The sequence below is a fragment of the Marcopretia estuarina LEGE 06307 genome (assembly GCF_056633115.1).
Genome location: NZ_JBSJOY010000001.1, coordinates 630702 through 652964, shown reverse-complemented (window position 1 = coordinate 652964; position 22263 = coordinate 630702). Strand labels below are relative to the sequence as shown.

At 62.7% G+C, this 22263-nt stretch carries 24 protein-coding genes; 10 read left to right on the top strand and 14 right to left on the bottom strand.

The window, feature by feature from the left end; translation table 11 throughout:
* Positions 1-421 precede the first annotated feature (421 nt).
* Positions 422-826, bottom strand: coding sequence for an RNA polymerase subunit sigma-70 (locus tag ACWJI3_RS03325; protein ID WP_480202880.1), 405 nt, complete (start codon positions 824-826; stop codon positions 422-424).
* A gap of 1116 nt (positions 827-1942) precedes the next feature.
* On the opposite strand from ACWJI3_RS03325, the gene ACWJI3_RS03320 reads away from it, so the two are divergent.
* Both ACWJI3_RS03320 and ACWJI3_RS03315 read left to right on the top strand, forming a co-directional pair.
* Positions 1943-4789, top strand: a complete 2847-nt coding sequence (locus tag ACWJI3_RS03320) for a bifunctional DNA primase/polymerase (RefSeq protein WP_480202879.1) — start codon at positions 1943-1945, stop codon at positions 4787-4789.
* A gap of 1392 nt (positions 4790-6181) precedes the next feature.
* Positions 6182-7330 carry a site-specific integrase gene (locus ACWJI3_RS03315; protein WP_480202878.1) on the top strand — a complete coding sequence of 383 codons (1149 nt, stop codon included), beginning with the start codon at positions 6182-6184 and terminating at the stop codon, positions 7328-7330.
* A 283-nt stretch (positions 7331-7613) separates the two neighbouring features.
* Here ACWJI3_RS03315 and ACWJI3_RS03310 read toward each other — a convergent pair whose 3' ends face one another.
* From ACWJI3_RS03310 to ACWJI3_RS03260, 11 genes are all read right to left on the bottom strand, one after another.
* On the bottom strand, positions 7614-8462 hold the full coding sequence (locus tag ACWJI3_RS03310; protein ID WP_480202877.1) for a hypothetical protein: 849 nt from the start codon (positions 8460-8462) through the stop codon (positions 7614-7616).
* A 12-nt stretch (positions 8463-8474) separates the two neighbouring features.
* On the bottom strand, positions 8475-8789 hold the full coding sequence (locus ACWJI3_RS03305; RefSeq protein ID WP_480202876.1) for a DUF5615 family PIN-like protein: 315 nt from the start codon (positions 8787-8789) through the stop codon (positions 8475-8477).
* The gene (locus ACWJI3_RS03300) at positions 8786-9007 is read right to left on the bottom strand and encodes a DUF433 domain-containing protein (RefSeq protein ID WP_255105109.1); all 222 of its coding nucleotides are present in this window, start codon (positions 9005-9007) and stop codon (positions 8786-8788) included. The genes ACWJI3_RS03305 and ACWJI3_RS03300 overlap by 4 nt, the downstream gene beginning before the upstream one ends.
* Positions 9008-9096: 89 nt before the next feature.
* Entirely contained in the window at positions 9097-9324 is a 228-nt protein-coding gene (locus ACWJI3_RS03295) for a helix-turn-helix domain-containing protein (RefSeq protein ID WP_255105106.1), read from the bottom strand.
* Complete coding sequence (locus tag ACWJI3_RS03290) at positions 9321-9557, bottom strand: hypothetical protein (RefSeq protein WP_457766762.1); 237 nt, start codon at positions 9555-9557, stop codon at positions 9321-9323. Before ACWJI3_RS03290 ends, ACWJI3_RS03295 begins: the two co-directional genes overlap by 4 nt.
* Positions 9557-10213 (bottom strand): hypothetical protein, encoded by a 657-nt coding sequence (locus tag ACWJI3_RS03285; RefSeq protein WP_480202875.1) that lies wholly within the window; start codon positions 10211-10213, stop codon positions 9557-9559. Before ACWJI3_RS03285 ends, ACWJI3_RS03290 begins: the two co-directional genes overlap by 1 nt.
* Positions 10203-10448, bottom strand: coding sequence for a hypothetical protein (locus ACWJI3_RS03280; protein WP_480202874.1), 246 nt, complete (start codon positions 10446-10448; stop codon positions 10203-10205). Before ACWJI3_RS03280 ends, ACWJI3_RS03285 begins: the two co-directional genes overlap by 11 nt.
* On the bottom strand, positions 10441-10620 hold the full coding sequence (locus ACWJI3_RS03275) for a hypothetical protein (RefSeq protein ID WP_480202873.1): 180 nt from the start codon (positions 10618-10620) through the stop codon (positions 10441-10443). The genes ACWJI3_RS03280 and ACWJI3_RS03275 overlap by 8 nt, the downstream gene beginning before the upstream one ends.
* On the bottom strand, positions 10595-10822 hold the full coding sequence (locus ACWJI3_RS03270; RefSeq protein WP_480202872.1) for a hypothetical protein: 228 nt from the start codon (positions 10820-10822) through the stop codon (positions 10595-10597). Before ACWJI3_RS03270 ends, ACWJI3_RS03275 begins: the two co-directional genes overlap by 26 nt.
* A 43-nt stretch (positions 10823-10865) precedes the next feature.
* Positions 10866-11573 (bottom strand): hypothetical protein, encoded by a 708-nt coding sequence (locus ACWJI3_RS03265; RefSeq protein WP_480202871.1) that lies wholly within the window; start codon positions 11571-11573, stop codon positions 10866-10868.
* Positions 11574-11646: 73 nt separating this feature from the next.
* A complete protein-coding gene (locus tag ACWJI3_RS03260) occupies positions 11647-12438 on the bottom strand; it encodes a helix-turn-helix domain-containing protein (RefSeq protein WP_480202870.1) in 792 nt (263 codons plus the stop codon).
* 39 nt (positions 12439-12477) lie between these two features.
* On the opposite strand from ACWJI3_RS03260, the gene ACWJI3_RS03255 reads away from it, so the two are divergent.
* The gene (locus ACWJI3_RS03255) at positions 12478-12825 is read left to right on the top strand and encodes a ribbon-helix-helix domain-containing protein (RefSeq protein ID WP_480202869.1); all 348 of its coding nucleotides are present in this window, start codon (positions 12478-12480) and stop codon (positions 12823-12825) included.
* Positions 12826-12850: 25 nt separating this feature from the next.
* Complete coding sequence (locus ACWJI3_RS03250) at positions 12851-15016, top strand: PriCT-2 domain-containing protein (protein WP_480202868.1); 2166 nt, start codon at positions 12851-12853, stop codon at positions 15014-15016.
* A gap of 329 nt (positions 15017-15345) precedes the next feature.
* On the opposite strand, the gene ACWJI3_RS03245 is transcribed toward ACWJI3_RS03250, so the two are convergent.
* The gene (locus tag ACWJI3_RS03245) at positions 15346-15492 is read right to left on the bottom strand and encodes a hypothetical protein (protein WP_480202867.1); all 147 of its coding nucleotides are present in this window, start codon (positions 15490-15492) and stop codon (positions 15346-15348) included.
* A gap of 44 nt (positions 15493-15536) precedes the next feature.
* On the opposite strand from ACWJI3_RS03245, the gene ACWJI3_RS03240 reads away from it, so the two are divergent.
* The 6 genes from ACWJI3_RS03240 to ACWJI3_RS03215 all read left to right on the top strand — a co-directional run bounded on the left by ACWJI3_RS03240 (position 15537) and on the right by ACWJI3_RS03215 (position 19859).
* Positions 15537-16250, top strand: coding sequence for a hypothetical protein (locus ACWJI3_RS03240; RefSeq protein WP_480202866.1), 714 nt, complete (start codon positions 15537-15539; stop codon positions 16248-16250).
* Positions 16251-16362: 112 nt separating this feature from the next.
* The gene (locus tag ACWJI3_RS03235; RefSeq protein ID WP_480202865.1) at positions 16363-16737 is read left to right on the top strand and encodes a hypothetical protein; all 375 of its coding nucleotides are present in this window, start codon (positions 16363-16365) and stop codon (positions 16735-16737) included.
* A gap of 10 nt (positions 16738-16747) precedes the next feature.
* On the top strand, positions 16748-17113 hold the full coding sequence (locus tag ACWJI3_RS03230) for a hypothetical protein (RefSeq protein WP_480202864.1): 366 nt from the start codon (positions 16748-16750) through the stop codon (positions 17111-17113).
* The gene (locus ACWJI3_RS03225) at positions 17103-17639 is read left to right on the top strand and encodes a hypothetical protein (RefSeq protein ID WP_480202863.1); all 537 of its coding nucleotides are present in this window, start codon (positions 17103-17105) and stop codon (positions 17637-17639) included. Before ACWJI3_RS03230 ends, ACWJI3_RS03225 begins: the two co-directional genes overlap by 11 nt.
* Before the next feature lie 66 nt (positions 17640-17705).
* Positions 17706-19265, top strand: coding sequence for a phage terminase large subunit family protein (locus tag ACWJI3_RS03220; protein WP_480202862.1), 1560 nt, complete (start codon positions 17706-17708; stop codon positions 19263-19265).
* A gap of 3 nt (positions 19266-19268) precedes the next feature.
* Positions 19269-19859: a sigma factor gene (locus ACWJI3_RS03215; RefSeq protein WP_480202861.1), complete on the top strand. Its 591-nt coding sequence runs from the start codon at positions 19269-19271 to the stop codon at positions 19857-19859.
* 124 nt (positions 19860-19983) lie between these two features.
* Here ACWJI3_RS03215 and ACWJI3_RS03210 read toward each other — a convergent pair whose 3' ends face one another.
* A complete protein-coding gene (locus ACWJI3_RS03210; protein ID WP_480202860.1) occupies positions 19984-21960 on the bottom strand; it encodes an ATP-dependent nuclease in 1977 nt (658 codons plus the stop codon).
* Positions 21961-22263: the final 303 nt, after the last annotated feature.

The window sequence follows — 22263 nt, the reverse complement described above, 5'->3', positions numbered from 1 at the left end:
AGAACTAGATGACTGCCGACTGGGCGGTAGTTGAGACCCTGAATGATGTCTAGAGGAGCAGACAAGACATATAATTACTTGCAAATGTATATGAGTAAAAGAGAGGAACTAGGGAGATAAGCGAGGGGAACTTCTTGATTACACAGCTGAATGAAGACTGACACGGATTGCACGAGCCCGTTTCGCCACTCCAGAATCAGCCATGCAAACGCTCAGACACGGAAGACTGGATCCAGCCATCCTGTGGATCAACAAGATCAGAAGGAAACTGAGCTAGTCATTGGCATGATGTCCTTAGGAACGTCATGTCTGCAATCTGAAGACCACTCAAAGGGGTAGTGTCCTGGCCATTCTCACGATCAGTTCCCGCAGATCGATACGATTGGGAATGTGGCCGCAAGCAGCTCTGCGCAATTTGCTTCTAACCCCGGTTGGCAATGCTGCGCGTTTGGATCGCCCGTTCGCCCAGGTCCACGTCGTGCGCCGAGGCCATGACCTCGCTGTGTGACAGACGCTTCTCTAAGGACTCAATCTGCTCCGATAGCTCTGCCCAGCGAGTAGCAGACTCACGACGCTCAACCACATGGTTCATGGTGTTAATAATCAGCTTTGCAGCCCCTAAAGCAATCGATTCGGATTGTGACTGCAGCAGCTCTCTGGCTTTCTGAACTGCATCTCCGTAGCCCTGCTGCAACTCCTTCGTTGCCTCGGATTCAATGTGCTGCAAGGCCTCATCAACCGCTCGTACATACGCAGGGTTCCGCCCCCATGACAGAAGGGTCGTGTAGCCAACGCCCAGCTGCTGCGCGATGTGACGCAGCTGCATCCCCTCCGCCGTCATCAAAACGGCCTTCCGTTGTCTGGGTTTCAGGGTGGCTGAGGCCATTGCAGCTTCTGTTCGAGTTGAATTTCGTCAGTTTTAGCGGGCCATCCAGCAGTGGCGACATCCCCTTCGGCCATCTCGTGCCTGCTGCGTCTGCTCACAGCTCCAGCTTTAGCCCACTGGTCTTCCTGGTTGATGGGCGGGTTGGAGGGTCAGATGCGGAATACGTGCCTTGGCTCCAGGCACTTACAGGCCAAAATGGAACACATAATCTGATACTCAAAGTTACCCCCTACCTGGCCTGTCGGAAAGGCTCTTCCTCGCGGGGAGTGGGCGGGAGTCAGGGTCTGTCGTTCTGTGGCTTGCTCTCCGCGTCGCTCTCGGGGGAGCGATCACACTGATAGTGCTGGGGCAGTTGGCAGCTGTAGTAGAGCAACGCTTGAAGCAGTGTTGATCAGGCCAATGTCATCAGTAGTCGAGTAGAGCAACACGGCTGAAGGGTTGAAGCAAAATGACCTCATCTGAATGGCGTTGTTGACGCTTTCGAGTTGTGTCTCAGTTAGTAGATTCTAACACGTATGAGTCTTGCGATCAACGTAGTTCATCACTCCTCATGGACTACACGAGCAAGGCAATGGCTAGGCAAGGGGAATACAGGATGTAGAAAGCAGTGTCATCTGAGCTACACCCCAAAGACTCCTTGATGTTATGGGGGTAGAGACTAGCTTGTAGTTGATGGATTTTCTGCCGGGGCTAGGTTTACCTGAGCAGTGATTCACCCGCCATGATTCCCGCCCAAAGACTACTCACCCACTCGATCGATGCGCGTTCTTCCTACTCCACTCCCTGTGGCCGTCGTCCGGTTCTCGGAGTCCGCCTAGGCAGAACTGAAATGCAGACACTGGAACGGCTTTGCGCCGATCTGGGCTGCAGCAAATCGCTTCTGGCCAGGAACCTGATCTGCTTCGGGTTGAAGCACATAGATGTCTTGATTCATCACCAAGATGTAGTCCAAGACTGATCACCGACTAAGTCCACTTCCGTCGTTCACCTACATCTCTGATCATGACGACTAGATCGCCGATCGACCCTTCACAAGATCCCCCCGAGGTCCCCATCATGCAGACGCCCCCCGCAGCAAGCGATATAGCCGCAGCTGCGTCTGATGTTGTAGCTGCAGCGGCTGAAGAGGACGTGCCGACATCCCAATGGGAGTCAGCCGTGAATGCGTCCCACGAGACGCAGGTAGAGACCAATGCCGAAGGTAAGCCGCTGCCGCATAACTGGCGGGGGCTGTTGGCTGTGCAGATGGCGAGGCTGGGTGTGTTCCCGAAGGAGTGGAACCTGATGGGGGTGCGGGGAAAGGATGCATTCAAGAAGGCGTGGAGCACGGAGCCGAAGAGGCAGGTCGATGCCATTGCCGATGTGCTGACGTACTACAAGGCCACCGGGATGGGGGTGGTTACGGGATCGTTCTCGGGGGGATTGGTGGCCATTGATATTGATGGTTTTCATGCGGATGATGCATTTAAGACGGCTGCGGGGGATGCGTATGAGCCGTATGGGGAGGAGAAGACGATGGCCTGGACGTCGGGTAAGCCAGGGAGGAGGCAGTTGCTGTATAGGGTTCCAGATCATCTGCTGCCGTTGTTTGCGCGGATTACTACGCTGACAGCAACTTGGAATGGAAAGTTCTTCAATGATACTAACTCCAAACAAGATCGAAGAAATGAGGGGAGACTGGGGGAGGACTTTGTTATCCGGTACAACAAGTGTATGAGCGTGCTGCCGGGGAGTATCCATCCGGATACAAGGAAGCGGTACAAGTTTTTGAGCTACAACGGAGGAATGCCTGCGGTAGCTCCGCAGTGGTTGATCAACGTGATGAAGTCGAAGGCGACTGGGGGGTCGAAGTTCCTAGATGAGGAGGATCTCAAAGCCATCAAGCATGATACGGGGAAGACGCAGGTTCCGCCCAAGCAGATCAGGGGCTGGTTCTTCAGCAATCAGGATGTGAGAGCAGCTCTCATCCCACGGCTGCAGGAGTTGGTTTTCAACCACAAGGAGTTTGAAAACTACAACTGGGTGGAGGGAAGTGGGGAGAATCCCCAGATGCAGAACGGATGCCCCTGGCATAAGAGCAGTTCAGGGACGTCGTTTCAGTATGCGAAAAACACCGGGGTGTGGGACTGCAAGGCTTGCAAAGTCTCGGGTGATGAACTGGACTTTATCCATAAGATCCGGACGGGGGACATGTATGCAGGTAGGCCGGATCCGGAGGCTCTTGAGACTTATGTGAGTGAGATAGCGGAGAAGCTGGGGTTCATGTATCCGGAGGCTCTGCGGGAGACGCAGAGGACGATGGAGGTGCCGAGGGATGAGATCAACTCTAGGGAGTTCCTCGATCGATGCAGAAAGATCATTAAAGAAGTGACGAACCCTGCTGAACAGTCGATTGAATTGATCGATCTTGCTGAACGATGTGGGAGGTACAAGTACAAGGCTTCGGAGATCAGGGCTCTGGTTGCTCGCGACAATGAGTTCCAGAGGAACAAGGGCAACACGCTGCTACGGCCGAAGAACTGGCAAACGACGGTGTCTGAGGAGGAGTACATCATCCCTGGATTCCTTAGGAAGCCTTCTCAGATCTTGATCCACTCCAGAGGGGGGGTGGGGAAGACGGAGTCGGTGATGGCTTTGGCGAAAGCCGTAGGCCGGGGGGAGGTGATGAACATCCGGGGGATCCCGGTGCAGTGCGTGAAGGGGAATGTGCTTTGGATCTCAGGGGACCAGAGTGAAATCCGCCTCAATGCTCAGTTGATGCGGATGGGGATTGAGTCTCATGGGTCAGACCCCTGGTTCCACCTTGTCAGCGACTGGCGCATCGATCTCCCGGATGAGTTCAACAAGATCGTCAAGGCAGTCCAGCCTTCTCTGATCGTGGTGGACTCTCTAGGGTCGGTTTCAGACCTCGGGGATCCGTCTGAGAATGAGGGGGCCTATGCGGCACCGCTCTACGACATCTCCAGGCGGAACGGGGCGGTGGACATGGAGGACGGCTTCCCCTCAGCAGCGATCATCTGGATCCACCACAACAAGAAGGATGGGACGGACTTCCGGGGGACGGACCGGCTGCTGAATGCGGTTGATGAGACCTGGGGGCTCAAGGAGCTCACGGAGGACGAGGAGGCTGAGCACGGGGTCAACAGCCGGATCCTGACCATTGGGAAGAGCCGGTTTGATCGCTCTCGGGACAGGCTGCTGGTTACCAGGGACCACAACCTGAACTACGAGATCAAGGACCTGACCCCGACGCTGTACCGGATGGGGGTGAACAGGAATGGGGACCTCGATCCGGCGGGGGTGGTGCTGGAGGTGCTGAGGGCGTCTCTGGAGCCGATGAGCAAGGAAGCTGTTCAAGCCGGGGTGAAGGAGTACCTCCAGGCCGAGGGGCACGACCGGATCCCGAAGGAGAAGGCCATCCGGAAGTACCTAGACGGGTGGGTCGTGGACGGGATGGTCCAGGTGCAGGAGATCAAGCTCTCGGGGAAGAAGGGGGGTCGGCCTACGAAGCACTTCAGCCTCGCGTGTGCGAGGGGAGGGGGAAGTACGACAGAAACTGACCTGGACGACCGAGACTCATGGCCCCCACTGGTTTCTAAGTTTCTGTCCGTAGGCGTGAGAATCGGCCAGAAACCTCCTACAGGACCCAATGGACAGAAACCTCCAGGTGAGTCCCCCGAGGGCGTTGAGAGTTTCTGTCCCGGCGAGGGGGGGGGAGGTTTCTGTCCGACGGAGACAGAAACTTGCGACCTGGATGCACCAATGGATCCCGCGGACGTTGAAGGTTTCTGTCCCGACTCCGCCGCACCCCACGCGAGGGAGGAGGGAGGCCCGGCGAGGAGGGGCAGAGCCGGGTTGGCCCCGAGAGCTAGGAGATGCTCACGGTCCAGGTCGACGGGATGATGCAGGGACCGCCCCTACCCCCCGAGGGCGTGAGACTCATGAGCGAGACGGATGAGGACCCATGGGCGAGGTTCGGCTGAGCCGGCGTGACATGTTCATGAATGGGTGGGTGCTCCAGCGGGGCAATCCACACCCTGCGCAGACTTCTGCCTCCTTTACCCCCCCTGCTCAACCGGTGCGGATCTGCCGGAGCAGCCGGGTCCCTGTCGTGTCAGCCATCCGCCAGGCCACATCGATAAACGCCGCCGCCGCAAATCAGACGCGCCGCTCACTGCTGGGAGTTGAATTGACTCCAGGCAGGGAACGCACGCCTTCTGGGGAGCTTGGGGTGATGGCGCGGGCAAACCGTCCACATCACCTGACGGCCTTGGTGGTGTCACTCGAAGCGAAAGCCGTAAGCCTCATGTCCGCTCCGCTAGAATGTCTTCCTTTGGCCCAGGAGGGCGGCCAGATCGGTGGTGTTGAGCACCAGCGTGTTATCGGCAGCCTCCGCCACCCCCCGAGCCCGGAGGAGGGATCTGATGCTGGTGCTGAGGCCGCCTCCCGGATCGCCGCCACCACAGCTGCCAGGTCGCTGCCAGGGAGCTTCACGATCGCCGAGGCGCCAAATGGTGTCACAGACTTCGCACTGCCATCACCCGCCGCCGGCCTTAGGCCAGGGAAGGTGCCTATGGGCTGTCCTGACTGGAGGTGGTCGTGGAGCCTCCCCCGAGCTCGATGAACGCTCCTGGCCAGGTGGTGAAGATTGAGGAGACGCGGATCAGCCCAACCCCGAGAGCACGGGCTCGGGACTTGAGGCCGTTGCGGCTGATTCCCCATCGCTTCTCCAGATCTCGGGTGGAGAGATCGGTGGGCACCACGTCAGAGAGTGTTGTCAAGGTGTCGCGGTGCCATCACGACAGCAGGAGAGGAGAAGGAGAAGATGGAGCGAATGAAGAGGGCTCGCGGGATGCGCCCAGCAAGAGGGTGCAATGCGATGAGCGATGGATGGGGAGCGGTTCTGAACTCAGCGCGGCCGCCCCGGATTTACGAAGGAGACCAGAAGGGCCTCTCCCGTCGTACAACCGTCGTACTCAGTTGTTGGCGAATCCCGGAAAAGTCAATCGGGGCGACAGGATTCGAACCTGCGACCTAGTGCTCCCAAACCTCTGTGGAACCGATCTGGGAGGTCGTTGTCGCTGACTGGGATCTTGGCTGAAAAGCCCTGTGCTCACTGTGTTTAGGGGTGCCGCCGGGTGCCTCATGTTGCCTCGCTGTGCCACGGCTTGAGCTAGTTTCTCTTGCACTTTCTCTTGCAAGGGGGGTCTTTTGCCCCGTGAGCACTGGGTCGCTGCCCTGCGTGCGGCTCTCCAATGTGACCTCGGCTCGCGGAGCGGCTGGAGCCTGTCGGAAATGCGCGGCCGTGCCCTGCTCAATCTCTCGGAGCGGGTGACGGGCGGCAAGCGTCTCCAGCGAGTCCTCCCTTTCCCCTGGGAAGCGGCTGCTCGGCAGGACATCCACACGGCGGTGCTGGCGATCCACGCCTCCTTCACGCGCGGGATTCCTCTGGATCAATGCATCGCTCTGGCCACAGGATCGGCCTCTCCAGCGGAGGACGACAGCACGCCAGAGGAGGTGGTTGAACCCACTCAGGCCACCGACTGGCAGGGGTTGGTTGCGCAGTACCGGGACCACAAGATCAGCAGCGGTCTGATCAAGCAGACGACCTGGGAGAGGACCTACGCCGCCCGCATGCAGCGGTTGGTGGAGGCCACCAAAGGGAAGACCAAGCCCGCCACACCGCGCCAACTGCTTGAGCTGCTGACCCAGCGACTCAAGGATCAGCCCGGATCCCGTGGGCGCCAAGTGGTGGTGCAGCAGGCTGCTGCCTTGCTGCGCTGGGCTGTTGACAATGAGCGGCTGCCGCAGGAGTGGGCGCCCCCGCTGGTGCTCTCCAGCTACACCGGCCGGCGCCGGGAGCCGAAATCGGTCACCACGCCGATAGGCGTCGACGACATCCTCCTGCTGGTGGAATCGATTCCCGATTCGCGCTGGCGCTATGCCGTCCAGCTGCTGGCCAGCTTTGGACTGAGGCCAGAAGAGCTGCAGCACCTGGAGCTGCGGGAAGGTCGCCTGTGGTGCAACTACGCCAAGGTGTCTTCCCGCGGCAGCACCAAACCCCGGCCGCTGCGGGTTCTTCCGTGCGATGCATGGGCCCAGAATTGGCGGCTGGAGGAGTCATTCAGCTCCACCCGGATGCCACCGATGCGGCCCGGCTTCGGGTCGCAGGACCTCAAGAACTACCTCCGTCGTCGCCCCCTCTGGGATCAGCTCCGCCATCGCTATGCGCTGGACGGGGAGAAATTGGTGCTCTACTCCTGCCGGCATGGCTATGCGCACCGCGCCCATGTGATCTGCGATCTACCACCCAAGGTGGTTGCTGCCGCCATGGGCCACACCGTGGAAACCCACCTGGCGGCCTACAGCAAGTGGTGCGGAGATGAAGTGGTGGATGACGCCTTCGACAAGGCGGCCCGTCTTCTGAATGATCGTCAGGCCTAGGCCCAAGGGCCTGCTACTTGATCGCTTCGAGGCGATCGAGGTATACATTCACCAATTTGTTGCGAGGCAGCAGCGCCTCAATTCGCGTCAATATCCTGGCAATAAACGTGTGAAACTCGCTGCGGTGCATGTTCCCTAAGCGCAGGCTCCGAAGAAGCGTGTCACGCTTCTCTCGTAACGCCCAAGGTTAGCGACGCCGAAGCTTGAGATGGCGAAGAGTGCCGACAAGGGTCTTGAAAATGCCTAAAGCATGGTTTTTATGTGCGTCCGCTTTGCCGACCAGTTAGGCGCTTTTCGGGGCACGTAACTTCTTCTCAAACAGTTGAGAGACCTTTCGCTCGTAGGTCCATTTGGCCAACTCAGCTTGTTTCTGTTCGAACTGAGTGAGGTGAAGCCAATAATCTCGGTGATGCGCTTTATTTGGTGACTCAATAATGTCTTCTACGATTGCTGCAAGCTTTTCTAGTGCGCTCTTTCTTCGATACAGCTCAATTACGGTGTGCTCTTCTATTTCTTGAGATATGTCCAGATTAACCGCTGAATTTTCTCTGTTTAGCGCAACACACCATTGTCCATGCGCAAGCTTATTCCTTAAGAGGCTAGGATCGTAGATATATTTTTCGATCATCGCGCGCAGCCTCTTTAAAACGTTTGGATGATGGTTGCTTTTACCGCCATCAACCCGCTTTACCGCAAGTTCTACGCATTTAATCCATCCATTTTTAATTCCTTGTGAGTTCGCTACAGCTTTCACCTGCACTATTTCCTGGAGTTCCAGGCCATGGGGCGTGTGAATCAGCTTGGAGAACAGCGCTTCAGCCAAGGCGCAGTAGATCATCGCCAGCACTTTGGTGTTGATGCCGACTGCAGTGTCGTTCTTTAGGAGGATGAGCGAATTGATTTGGCGGTTTATCTGAGACCAAGCCCGCTCTAGTTCTCTGACGTTTTGCGTTTGAGCTTGAAAAACTGTTGTGCGTTGATGTTCATCCATCATGGATTGTGGGTGGGGAAAGCGAACTGGCTCAAAGTGCGCTTTGCCCACCCGGAATCGAACCGGGATCTCCTCGCGGAGGTCTTGCCAAATTAGACGACAGGCCCAGTTTAGAATACCATGCTTACGCTTAGCTGCCAACCGTCAAGCGCCTTAGGCGTGGCGGAAGGTATGGCAACCAGCAGCTTTCGTCCCTCCAGTCTCGGAAAAGGACCGCTTCAAGGCTTGCTGTACCAGACTCGGTTCGAGGGGGCGAAGGTGCACCACCCACGGCAGTGGCGTGTTGAGCATGATGCGATTCGAGAAGTCAGCGTCTTTCGTCACGATCACCAGCTCCTGCAACCTGGCGTACTCCCAGATCTCACCATCACTCATGCCTCGGCCGAGTTCACCCACATGGGTGAAAGGAAGCGACGGCTGGAAGCGCAGCTGCCGTGGCACATTCTCGTCAAAGACGAAGCCCTTCAAGCGACGCTTTGCAGCGAGAACTGATGGCCCATCAGATCGGAGGAGAACCGGATGCACGCCAGGATGTCGTCTCGGGTCAGGGTCGGATACTCCTCAAGGACATCCTCGATGGCATCGCCAGCCGCAAGAAACTCCAGCACCGTCCGGGCCGTTACACGGGTGCCCTTGATGGTCGGCTGGCCATTGCAGATGTCTGGCTCAACGACGATTCGCTCCATGCTCCTGGCCTCCTGAAACGATGCTAGGTGCCACGGAGGGCCCAGACCACGGCGTCCATGCTGAGCGCTGAGGGCTCGGTGCATCCAGCTCAGAGCCGCAGGTTGCGGCGACTCCAGCTGGTGAGCGCGGTTTCGATGTTGCCGGCATGCCACTGAAGGGGACCCTTGCTGTCGGTGCAGCCCCAGCGGCGGAAGTCACGCCCCGGCTTGAGGATTCCCCGGAGCCGCAGACGGCGCAACGATTCACGGCTGACACCCAGCAGCTCACAGGCTTGTGCGGTGGTGATCCAGACCCGCCCTGGTGTGGCCTGGGTCATGGCATCAGAGGGCCAGAACTGTGGTTGGCGGTGCTGCCCGGCTGGCTTGGCAGGGGCCTGGGCGGCACCGGCCCGGCGATCACCAGCAGCACCGTGGTGAGCTGAAACAGCAGCAGCAGCCAGATCAGCCGGTGCAGATAGCGGAGGTTGGTGATCGTCACCAGGGTGTGACGCGGCTCTCGCTGGCAGAAGCGCGGCAGCTGGGGCCGGCGTGGCTCAGAGGTGCGGGCCATCAGAACGGCACCTCGTCGTCGTCGCCAAACTCATCGTCGAAGTCATCCCCATCGCCGAGGGGAATGGCGCGCTGCTGGCGTTCGCTGGCCTGATCGTCGCGGTAGGCCTGCTCGGCCGCCTCGATCCAGGCCGGGTCGCTGCCCTCGCTCAGGCTGATAGGCCCGTAGAACCCGATGGTGACGTTGCGCGGCACCGCATCGGCTTCCGCCTGGGTCTCGATCTTGTTGCCCTTGGGATTGCCGTCCTGGTCGTACTGCTGGGCCCAGCGGGTGGCCAGCGTCAGCAGGTCGCCGACGTTGAGCTTGCCCTTGCGGTGTCCCTTGCGCGCCTCGATCCAGTCCCCGAAGCCCTTGGCCTTGAGGATCACCCGCACCCGATCGCCCGGTGCCGGCACCGCGGCCTCGTCGCCGAGCTTGGCCTCCATTGAGGTGCCGGGCAGGGCGACGCAGTGGATGACGATCTCCTGCTTGACCTTGGCGTTCCCCTGGCGGTCCTTGCCGTTGGGGATCGGCTCCATCTCGCCGGTGGCGAGGTTCTTGCGCAGCCGGTCGCGCTGCTCAGTGCGCACGATCGCCAACGTCGCCACTTCCCCGAAGCGCTGCTGACGGATCACAGGGGCGCCGATGCGGGCGCCGTCGTTCAGTTCAATCGCCATGGCTCTGATGGGGGCTGGTGTTCAGGGGGGGTAGGGGTTCAAGGCCGGCGCCGAGCCGCATCAGGTGATGGGCGGCGCCGCTGATCGAGAGGCCGTGCTGCTGGCGCAGTTGCTGCAGTGCCTGCCAGACATCGCTGCGGACCTTGGACTGCAGGTAGTGGCCCCCATCCGGAGCCCTGGGCTGCTCGTGCTGGCGGTGGCCGTAGGCGATGCGGCGGGGACGTTGTTCAGCCATCGCCGCCCCAGCCATAGGAACCGCTGGCCTGGCAGCCGCAGCCTGGAACCTGCACCAGCTGCAGCTCGTCGATACCGGCCTGCAGCGCCGGGCACGACTGGACGAGGGCGGCGGCGCGGGGAGCCCAGAGGCAGGACCAGGCCCGCTCAGGCACCGGGGTCCAGATCGGCACCTGCTGGCGGATGGTCTTCAGCAGCAGGCCAGTGCTGCGGTGGCGAAGCCTCCAGCGCGGGCTCGCAGCAACTCTCGACGGCCCGCGCCAGCCAGCGCAGCAGGTGAATCTCGCTGGCCCGTCGCATGAGCGCGTGAATGCGGCCGTCCGGGACATCGCGGTAGTAGCGAAGGGCCAGCTCCCGCTGCCGCTGATCGGCCACGGCGGAGAGCAGGTGAGCGGCATGGCGCAGCTGCAGAGTCTGCTCATGACGGCACCCCCGCGAGTTCCCGCTCGAAGCGGTCGATGAAGTCGGCATGGCGGCGCTGGGTGACGCGGTCGGTGATGGTGCGGGCGGTGCTGGGCACCTGGAACTGGGAGCGGAAGGCGATGGTGAAGCGCTTCCAGATCTCCTTGTCGCTGCGGGCCATGGCCTTGAGCATCGCGGTGAGGGTGGCGATCTCCTGGGGCTCGAGGGGCTCAAGGCCCAGCGGGTCGTGCTCCGCCTCCTCAGCAGGGGAGGCGACCTGCTGGGGAGCGGGATCGCTGGGCCTGGGCTGTGGCTCACCTGCTTCTGCTGCCGCAGAGGACGGCGTAGCCGTTCCCTCCCCGGCCTTGCTGGGCTGAGCCTGTGGCAGCACAGGAATACCGAGCAGGCCCGCCAACAGGCGTGCGCTCAAGGCGAAGTCAGCGTCGTAGGCGCTGGTTTCAGCGCTCAACTGGGCGCCGTCCTTGTGCATCAGCACGACCACGGTGCCCTCCCCAGTGCTCTGCACCGAGAAGCTGAAGCCCATGGAGAAGGCCGGCTTGGCGGCGGTGACCACAGCGGCCAGCGACAACTCCGTGGCGGGCTGGAGATTGGCCTGGAAGGCAGAGAGCGCTTCTGCCAGAACGCATTCGGCCTGCCACTGGCGCTCGTGGGGACTGGTGTGCTCGCCGAGCAGCGGCGGACCGGTGGAGGGGGTGGTGTCCATGGAGCGTGGGGCGGGACCGTCGCCCGCATGGCCCGGATCTTAGGGGCTCGCTAATGCGGGGCGCAAGTCCTCCTCAGGATTCCGGGCCTGACGTGGGTTTGACCTTGCTCCTGCTCCCCGTGCTCTTGGTCTTGGCCTTGGTCTTGATCGCTTCAGGCTGGCCGCTCACCGGTTCGGCGGCGCCGGCTGGTGGTGACAGGGTTTCGAGCCAGGTCTGGATCCAGCGCTCGGGCAGCCATTCGCCATCCCACAGCTCCTTGAGCTGCTCGGGTTCGTAGTCGCCAAAGGAGGTGAGCACCGTGCGCAGCTGCTTGCGCAGGGGCAAGGGGGCCTGGCGCGCGATCTCCTGCACCGCCTCGAAGGCATCGAGGTCGCGCTCGTCCACGGCGCTGCTCACCAGCTCGCGCCAGGTCTGGCTCAGGGCCCTGGCATCCTGTAGCGCCACGGGCGGCGCCTCGGGCCTGGGCTTGGGCTGGAAGGCCGTCGGCACTGGCCGCAGGCCGACATAGCAACTCCACAGCTCGATCGGCCCCCACAGGCTGCCGTCGTCATCGACGATCGCCGTGGCGCCCTTGAGCTTGTCCTTGAGGGCCTGCGTTTTGAGCCGACCCCAGCTCTGCTCGGCGATGCGGCGGTTCACCTCGGCGAGCTGGAAGAACGCAGGCCGTCGCAATTCACCGGCCTTGCCCTGCTCGATCGCGCTGAGGTTGCCGTAGCTGATCGCGGAGAAGCCGGCTTCCTTGCCCCAGTCAGCGACGGTGTACTGGGTCCAGCCGTTGCGCTCCCGCCACAACCGCAGCATGCGCCCGAAGGCCAGGCGAGCCTCGGCCTGGCGCGCCTCGATCTGGGCGAAGGATTCGGCCATGCCTCACAAGGCTGAGGTTCGTTAGCGGCACGGTAAGACATGCCGTTGCAGCTGCCCAGCGTTTACAAGCCTTTGTTGCGCAAAAGCCCCTATTGGCCTTTTCTGTATCTTCCTCAGCCTTGCAAGGACGGGCCGAACGGGATACGGTTCGACTCCCCGCGCTCCCAAGCCGTGCGTCCCCTTGCCGTGCGTCTGCCCCCTGAGCTGATCCACTGGCTCGACGCGCATCGCGGCGGCGAGGCCCGCACCACCTTCCTGCGGGCGATCCTGCGCGATCACATTCGCCGCCAGAGCAGGAGCAAGACAAAGACCCATGCACGCCCTGCGCTGAGGGACAAAACCAGGGAGAACGTCATCGCCCCACAGCGGCAGCCACCGCTGCTCTGAGCCCTCACCTTCAGGCCCTGCGCTGATGCCCCTGCCTGCCCAGCTGATCGAGAGCCTGCAGGCGATCGATTCCGACTGGGCGCTGCTGCCGATCGATGGCCGCAAACGACCGGTCGACCCGCTCAGCGGTGAGCCACTGCTGGCCTGGGGCAACAGCGGCCTCGACCTCGAAGCGATCACCGCCCTTGCAGGTAACCCCTACGTTCATGCCGTTGGGGTGCTGCTTGGACCTGCTTCTGGTGTGCTGGCCCTCGATTTCGATGGACGCGGCGCCGCCGCCTGCTTTCGCCGCATCTACGGCCGCTCGCACCGTGACCTGCCACCCACCGTCGGCTGGTCATCGGGGCTGCCCCATCGCGGCCAGCTTGCCTTCCGGGTGCCGCGCGAGAGCTGGGACCTGCTGCGGGGCCGGCGCCGCTGGACCGGTGCTGCCCAGGGCGGCAAGGCCCGGACGGTCTTTGAGCTGCGCTGGGCGGGCCACCAATCGGTGATCGCCGGCGTCCACCCCGAAACGGGCCACTACCGCTGGATGCAGGGCCGCTCTCCCGATCAGGTGTCAGTGGCCGATGCACCGGAATGGCTGCTGGAGCCGCTCTACAAGCAGCCCGATGAACCGGTCTGCGGTGACTACGCCCCCAGAGCGGCGGATGTGCCCCGCGCCCTTGACCTGCTCCAGCACATCCCTCCGGTGGAGGACTACGAGGGCTGGCTCACGGTCGGCATGGCCCTCCACTCGGTCGATCCCGGCCTGCTGGCTGCCTGGGTGGAGTGGTCACGCGGCTGCGCCGGCTTCGATGAGGCCGAGTGCCTGGCGAAGTGGCGCTCCTTCAAGGGCCGTGGTGTCACCATCGGCAGCCTCCACCACCACGCCGCCGCGGCCGGCTACCACTACCCGTGGCCGGCCGGCGACGGGCCGCGGGGTGAAGCGCTGGCACGCGAGGCCCCTGCCGCTGGACCCCAGCCGCTTCCCGAACCCGCCCGCGATGCGGTGATCGCCGGGCTGCTTGAGCAACTGCTGGATCTACTGCTCGAAACCCGCGACACCTGGGCGCAGGAGCAGGCGATTCGCTCCGACCTCTGGAGCCTTGGGGTGACGGGCCAGGCGATCGACGAGCGCATCTACTACGCCCTGGCCCACCGCTGGGAGCTGCCACTGCAGAACTCCCACAACGGCGGCAGCCGAAACCGCCGCCTCAGCGATCCGATCACCTCGCCGGCTGAGGACCTGCTGCCGGGCTTTCTGCTTTGGCGCCGCGATCACCTCCTCTTTGGCGCCGGCGGCAGCGGCAAGACGATGGCAGCGGCCGCAATGGCGGTCTGCTGCATCAAGGGCCTCCCCTTCCTCGATCAGGAGATCCCGCCGTCGCGCCGCGGGCGGGTGCTGTGGATCGGCACCGATGGCGGCGAGGGCGCCCGGGCGATGGTGCGCGAATACCTGGAGGATCTCGGCTGCGCCGAGGACCCTTGCGTGGATGAGCAGCTGACGATCTGGGCCGCCGAGCCGGCCGATGGCCTGCCTTCCTGGTGCTGCAGCCCCTCCGGCCTGCAGGAGCTGCGCCTGGAGCTGGCCGGCGGCGACTACGCCCTGGTGGTGATTGATTCGCTCAAGGCGGTGCTGGAGCTCGCCGGCATCAACTTCGGCATCGGCCCGGTCGGCACCCTGCTGCGCCTGCTGCAAGCGCTGGTGTGTCGCCACTGCTCCCTGCTCTGGCTGCACCACCCGGCTGGGGGCAAGAGTGCCGGCAAAGGGCTGCAGGCCGCCGCCGGCAGCCAGAACATCAATCAGATCCCCTCGGCGGTGCACCAACTCACCCGCAAGCTCGAGGACCGGGGCCCTTGCAACGTCTGGAGCGTCCACAAGCTGCGCGGCAGCCCGCCGCGGGAGTTCAGCTATCGCCTCACAGAAGACGGCTTTGCGATCAGCGAGGGCCTGATCACACGCAACTGCCGCGTCGCGGTGCTCGATGCGATTGAGCTGCGGCAGGCGGGCGGTCTGCCGACCAGCACCGCCTACCTGTGCACCGATCTCGGAGGGTTCCAGGAGGGCTCGGTGCGCAACAACCTCACCTGGCTGCGGAAGCGGGGGCTGGTGCGCAAGGCGGGCCTGGCCTGGCGGCTGAGCCCGCAGGGGCAGAAGCTGCTGGAGCTGACGCGGCAGGGCGGCGCTGAACAGCAGGTCTGGATGACTTGAACAGGACTGCTCGCCGGTATGCCTTTCGTGGCCGCTGACGGGTGACTCAGTGGCTCCAATCCTTGAGACCTTTTGCTGGGCAGTGGATCTCAAGGAATCTTTCACGGCCTTGAGCGCATCGCTGGCTTTTCCCCTTCCCACGGGGCCATCGCCTGCATGGTCGCTCCAGCGACATCACCCGATCCAATCCTTGAAACCTGTTGCAGGGCAAGCGATCTCGCCGAATCCTCCACAACCTTGATCCCATCACCCGGTGTGTGTCCCCCTTCTATAAAATGAAAAAGTGATTTTTTCTCTCTAAAGCACTGCAGTGCAGTCGTTCTCAGCGATCAAAATGGATGAAAAAGCCGTGAAAAGCTGTGAAAACGTCGTGAAAACAGATCCGCAGCAGCTTTTTCACGGCCATTCCCGCTGTTTTCATCGATTTCATTCCTTGTAACCGCTTGCACGGCAATCGATCTGCCGGAATTTTTCACGACTTCACTCCCTGACGTGTACCCCCCCCCCTCCCCCCGCCGGCATGACGACCACCCGCTGGCTTGAACCGATCGCCGGCTTGCAACGCCTCGACCCACAGCACACCTACTGGCTGGACGATCACCTCTTCCCGGTCTCGATCACAGGCGTGCTGCAGGTGGCCAAGTCCAGCTATGCCCTGGGCCGCATCGAGGCCAGCCGCGCCGTGTGGGAGCCGCGCGGCAACACCTGCCACCAGGCCCTGGAGCTCTTCCTCAACGGCCGCTTCCGGCCCGCCGATCACTCCTGCGACGGACAGCAGGGCGAGTCGCCGAGCGGGGCGGAGGTTGACTTCGAGGCCTACCGGGAGTGGATCGAGCCGCTGATCGGCCACGAGCGCTGGCAGGCGGTGGAGGTGATCGCATCGGAGCGCCCCACCTGCTGCCTGGTGCGCAACGTGGCCGGCACCTACGACACCGCCTACATCGACCCACACCTCCCCGCCGCGGCTGAGCGCCCAGCTGGGGTGAGCGGCCCGGCGCGGGTGATGGCCGATCTCAAGAGCCTCACTGCCAGCGGCAGCACCTACTGCACCCGCGCCCAGATCGGCGGCTACCTGGCTCTGGAGTGGAGCCAGGGCAACTGGTTCGACTACGGCCAGACGATCTGGAGCCGGCCGGGCCGGACCCAGTTCTCGCCCCCCTACCCCCGGCGGGAATGCCTGGCGGCCTGGGCTGCGGTCTGGGCCCAGTACGTGGCGACCCACCGCCCCTTCTGAGCCCATTGGGCTCGCCATTACGAGGCGTCCACTTGCGGCTTGCGTTATCGGGCCGCTACGGTGGCTCGCAAGCCAGGGCGCGCCTGGTGTCGTTGTTCGCCATGCGAGCGCCATGGTCTCCCGCCCCGTTCTCGAGCCCACCGCCGCCACCGAGGCCGTCGCTCAGGCGGAGCCCCTTGATCTGGACGCCCTGCTTGATCGCGTCACCCAGCTCAAGGCTGCTCAGAAGGCGATCGAGAGCGAACTGACCCCGCTGCTGGATCAGCTCCATGCCGCCTTCGATGGCGGCGAGCTGGACGCCTCCTTCTCCCACAACGACTTCAGCTTCTGCTGGTCGCCCGGCCGCCTCTCCTACGCCTACCCCGAGACGCTGCGGTTGCAGGAGCAGAGCCTCAAGCAGGCCCAGAAGTCTGCGGTGGAATCAGGCACCGCCACCATCCAGCACGGCAACCCCTTCTGGACCATCAAGGCACCCAGGGCCGTCTGAGCCGGCCCCGATGGCAAACGCACAGAAGCGCAAGGGGGATGCAGCCGAGCGGGAGGCGGCCCAGCTGATCGCCGCCTTGCTGGCCCTGCCGGCACGGCGCAAGCTCGGGGCCGGCCGCACCAACGGCGCCGGCGGCGATACCGGTGACATCGAGGGCGTTCCCGGCCATGTGATTCAGGTCGCCAGCTGGGCGAACGTGGCCGCCGCCGCCCGGCTCAAACCGGCTGAGGCGCAGCTGCAGGCGTGCAATGCGGCCCTGCCGTTCGCGGCGAGCTGGGTGCGCTTCCGCGGCGGCACCTGGCGGATTGTGCTCACCCCGGAGCAGTGGGCGGCCTACGTCCGCTGCGCCCTGCTGGGCGGCCACGATGACGCCTGATACGGCCTGCGCCCGCACGGGGACACGAGCGCTGTGGGGGCAGAGCGAACCTGCTGCTGAGGGGGTTGAAGCCCTACGCGACGCGGCGCCCCACCAGGACGAGGACGGCAACCCCTGCTTTCTTTCGGATCGGCTCTCCCGGCGTGGTGTGGCCACCCGCTTTCCCCATCAGAAGCTGCCGCCGCGCGCCTCGGTGGCGGAGGTGGAGCGCCGCATCGCTGAGGCCCAGCTCTGGATCGCCCAGCGCCTGCCGCTGAGCCTGATGCGGGCAAATGCGGCCGACTCCTGGGGGGTGAGCAACACCCGCACGATCAACCGCTACCTCGATCTGGCCCGCAAGCGGATGGTGGCCGAGCTGATCAGCAACCGCCTGGAGCACCAGGCGCAGCACATCTACGCCCTCTACGACTGCGCGCGACGGGCAATGGATGCCGAGCAGTTCTCCGCTGCTGTCGGTGCCCTGCGGGTGATCGCCGAGATCGGCGGCCTGCTGCGGGCTCCGATCAAGCCCCCGGAGCCGAAGTAGGCCATGACTTCAATGTCCTCTGTGGTGGCGACGCGATCTCCCAGGCCTCCCAAGGCTGAGCTGCATGTGGATGCGCTGCCCAGTGGCGGCCTGCTGCACTCCCCGCAGCACGGCGACCCCTGGGGTGACCTCGGCCTCCTCGGTGTTCCTGATCCCACGCTCGCCCTGGCCAGCACGGCGCCGCTGAGCTTCCGGGCCTTCATTTCTGAGGCCTACCCCCGCTACGGCTTCCACCGCTGGGCGCTGGTGTTGATCGCGTTGCTGCAGGCGATCGCCGATGGCCAGCTCTCGCGCCTGATCGTCACCTGCCCGCCGCGGCTGGGCAAATCACTGCTGGTCTCCAAGCTCTTTCCCGCCTACTTCATCTACCGCCACCCGCATCTGTTCGCCGCCATCGCCAGCTACTCCGGTGAGCTGGCCTATGCCCACTCCCGTGAGGCGCGGCACTTCTACCGCGTCACCGGCAACCAGCTCTCCAAGGATTCAGCGGCAGTCGGCAACTGGCTCACCACCCAGCGCGGCGGCTGCATCGCCGCTGGTGTGGACGGACCGTTCACCGGTAAGGGCTACAGCCTCGGTGTGATCGATGACCCCTACAAGGGCCCTGCCGAAGCCGGCTCCGCCCGGGTGCGCTCACGGATTGAGGACTGGCTCAAGGCCGTCTGGTTCACCCGCGCCGAACCCCAGTTCACCTGTGCCGGTGATGGCGCCCTGCAGCACAACCTCTCGGCCCAGGTGATCGTGCTCACCCGCTGGGACCACGAGGACGTGGTCGGGTGGCTGATGGCCCAGGAAACGGGCGATGCCCCGCAGGAGTGGCACATCCTCAACCTGCCGGCGATCGCCGAGCACCCGGTGGACCGGCAGAGCTTCCCGGCCTCCTGCACGCTGGAGCCCGACTGGCGCGCGCCCGGCGAGGCGCTCTGCCCGGAGCGGTTCCCGCTGAGCGAGCTGCTCAAGATCCGCTCCCGCGTGGGCTCGTTCTGGTGGAACGCGCTCTACCAGCAGCGGCCCTCACCGGCCCAGGGGGCGATCTTCCAGCGGGCCTGGATCAAGGCGCCCTTCCCCCGCGAGCAGCCGCGCCGCTTTGCCCCGCTGGTGCTCTCGTGCGATCTGTCCTTCAAGGGGGAGGAGCAGAACGATCACTGTGGCTTTGTGCTGATGGGTCTGCTGCTGCCGGATGCGGCAGGGCCGCAACAGCTGGAGCTGGAGGTGATCTGGGCGGCGCGGCATCACTTCGATCTGCCCCAGACGATCCGCTTCCTGCTCTCCACCCTCGCGGCCCTCGACGCGCAGGGGCTCCGCCCCCAGGCGGTGCTGATCGAGGACGCGGCCAACGGCCCGGCCGTGCAGCAGACCCTCAAGCGCAAGGTGCCCGGCCTGCTGCCGATCCCCGCACGGGGCAGCAAGGAGTCGCGGGCCCATGCCGTCGCCCCCCTGCTGGAGGCGGGCCAGGTGCGCTTCCACCACCGCGCCGCACCGCTGGTGGAGGAACTGCCGCGCTTCCCCATGGGCACCAAGGATCTGGTGGATGCCTTTGGCCATGGGGCCCTGTGGTTGGAAACCCGCTACTGGCGGGGGCTGGGCATCAAGCGCGATCCGCTGCCGATGCTGCTGACGCGGTGAGCCGTGAGCCAGCTCTGCCTGCCGTTGCCGCTGGAGGAGCCCCGCTCGGATGTGGAGCGCTCGTTGCGAAAGCGCCCACGCCGGGAGCCGCCTACCCCGCGACACCAGCAGCTGGTCTTTGCCTTCCCCTACAGCCCCGAGCCACAGCGGCCCCGGATGCAGCACCGCCGTCAACGGCCCGTGCATCCCCATGCCGCCGCCCATGCCTTGGCGTTGGCGCACATGGATCTGGCGGAGAAGATCGCCGGTAACTTCGCCCGGCGCACCAACCATTCCTTCGATGATCTGCGCCAGCTCGCGGTGATCGGCCTGCTCAAGGCGGCGGCTCGCTTCGATGGGACGGGCGGGCGATCGTTTCGCCCCTATGCCCGCACCTACGCCAACGGCGAGATCACCCACTACCTGCGGGACCACGGCTTTGCGATCAAGGTGCCGCCCTCCTGGCGGGACCTCTACGCCAGTGGGCAGAAGTTGCTGCGCCAGGGTTGCCCACCTGCTGAGCTGGCAGAGCGGATCGGGGTCACGTCGGAGCGGTGGGCGGAGATCAGCGCCGCTTGCAGCGTGCGGGTCGTGGCGCTTCCGATGGAAACCTGAGTTATTTTTTAGCAACGCTCAAGATCAGCGGCGAGCCCAACCTGTTTGCATTTTTCAGGACTGAGTAAACCCTCCCGCTGCATCTTGATGTAATGCGGCCGTACCAATGCAATTGCTGGAGCAGTCATGTGGACTGGACCAACAATGCATTGAAAGCACTGAACACTTGTTCGAAGCGATCGAGTGTCGCTTCGACCTCTGGTGTATCTGCATCCAGAGCCGACGGGTTCTCCAAGAGCCAACGCGCCGCACCGAAGTGGTCGAACTCGGCAACTGCGGCGGGCATCAGCCTGAATAGGGCTTCCGCCTTCTTGATGATGCGTGGCGTGGGTGCCGCTGACATCAATGCGTCCCTAGTCACCACATTGGCTGCTGGGGGCTTGTAGGCACCGTTGAGCATCTCTACGAACAAGTCCGCATCGAACAAGTCCTCGACATCTGACTCGGCTTGGCTTGTGAAGTCTGCGCATGTGAAGAAATGCCCAGCCTTGAGGATGTCGGCCTTCTTTAAATTTTCGATCTTGGCCTTGTCGCCATTGGCGATGTCGGAGAGAACCGCCACATTGATCCTGTTGCCGCCGAACAGCCTCACGAACGGAGCGATCTTGTCGATGCCGCCTGAGGGGCACAGCGTCCACTTCAGATCAAGCCCAATGCGTCCGCGCTTGGTCAACGCCTGCGACAAAACCTGTAGGTAGATGATGTCCGATGGGCCTTCGACCAGCCACGTGTTGGCGCCGATGAATAACGACTGGGTTACTTCGTAGCCCAACGCTCCTTGGAGCGGGAAGAGCGTGTCGTCGTTGACTTCCAGCACGTCGGACTGAACCTTCGTGCCCTTGACCTCGGGCCGCTTGCCGGGCTTCTCGATTACCACATCCTCCACGATGCGCACATCGGCGAGGCGATCCATCGGAACCATGAAGGGCGAGTGGGTGGTGAAGATGACCTGGTGGTCCGGCAGCAGCCGCTCAACGATGTAGCCCAGCAAATCGCCTTGCGCCTTGCCATGCAGGGTCAGGCCCGGCTCATCTAACAAGATGACCGCATTGCCGTTGCCTGGAGTCTTTTTGAGTTGCTTGAACTGGGCGAGGAATGAGAAGAACCAGACAAAGCCCGCGCTGCGCTCGGACAAGGGCAGTGTCGCTTTGTGGTTGGTGTTCTTGATTCGGACCTCGGCGACCATGCCCGTGTTGAACGGAGCCGGGTCCTTGGGCTTGGCGTTGTCGATCTCGATGATGACTTCCAGCGACTTGTTCTGACTCCAGAACTGAAAAATTTCCTCCGTGATATCGTAGCTGGCAGCCTCGCACTTGGCCTTTAACTCCTCGCGGCGATCGACATTCTTCAAATCCTCCAGAGTGGTTCCCGCGTACTCGAGGAAGTCGAGAAAGATCTTGTCACCGACAGATACCATGTTGTTCTGCATGTCCTGTTGGAGCTTTTCAATCGAAACCATGCCCGACATGCGCTCGAAGTGAGAGGTGAAGAAGAATTTCGGTTGACGAGCGGCTAGCACCCCAATCACGCCCTTGGTGAAACTTGATCCCTTGTTCTTCTTGATGTCCTGCAGGAGCGCCTCTTGGTTGGGAGTCCTTTCCACAAGTCCCGTTAGCGCCTTGTCTGCCGATGGACCATCATGAATTCCGTGCAGGACGTTGCGCTCCGTGGCATCGAGGGCATGCCTGCTGACGAGATTTTCCAGAGCCTTGGATTCAGCGACTTCGATTGTCCAGAGGCGCACATTATCCTCATACCGGAATCCGAACTCTGACTGGAACACGTCTCCATTCAACACTCCAGCTCCGAAGCGTTCCTCGACAGCGGCTTTGTCTGCGTCTTCTAGGCGCCACCATGTCCGAATCACTTCGGCTTTCCCGTCCGGATGCCGCTCATCGAAGCGTGTTGAAAACCGTCGCGGGTAATCGATGACTTCGTCGAACTCGAACTGCTGCGAGGGCTTGAGGCCGCGCATGGCATTTAGCAACGCCGTCTTGCCCGCCTCGTTCTTGCCGACAAGGCAAGTCAGGTCGCCAATCTCGAACTCCCCGCTGTCTTCGATGGACCGATAGTTCTGGACGCGGACTCTTGTTAGCTTCATTTACCTTCCATTCCTTGGCTAAACGCTTTCGAAGGCGGTTGTTGTCTGCTGCCCGTCGATAAGGCTCCTGGACCTGTTCTTTGCGGTGCGGTCATGACCAGAGATTGCACCAACGCCGCATAATTTGTTCTTCGACAGTTCAGCAAACCACATTTGATCAGCCTTTTCTTTTCGCTGAACACGGTTTGTATCCCAGCCGGACACCCAAATATTAGCTCCCGCAGTAACTCAGACGTTCCAGCCCTGGCAGGCCCGCATGTCTGCGGGTCTGCAAACCACTGTTCGGCATGAACCGTTCCGCCT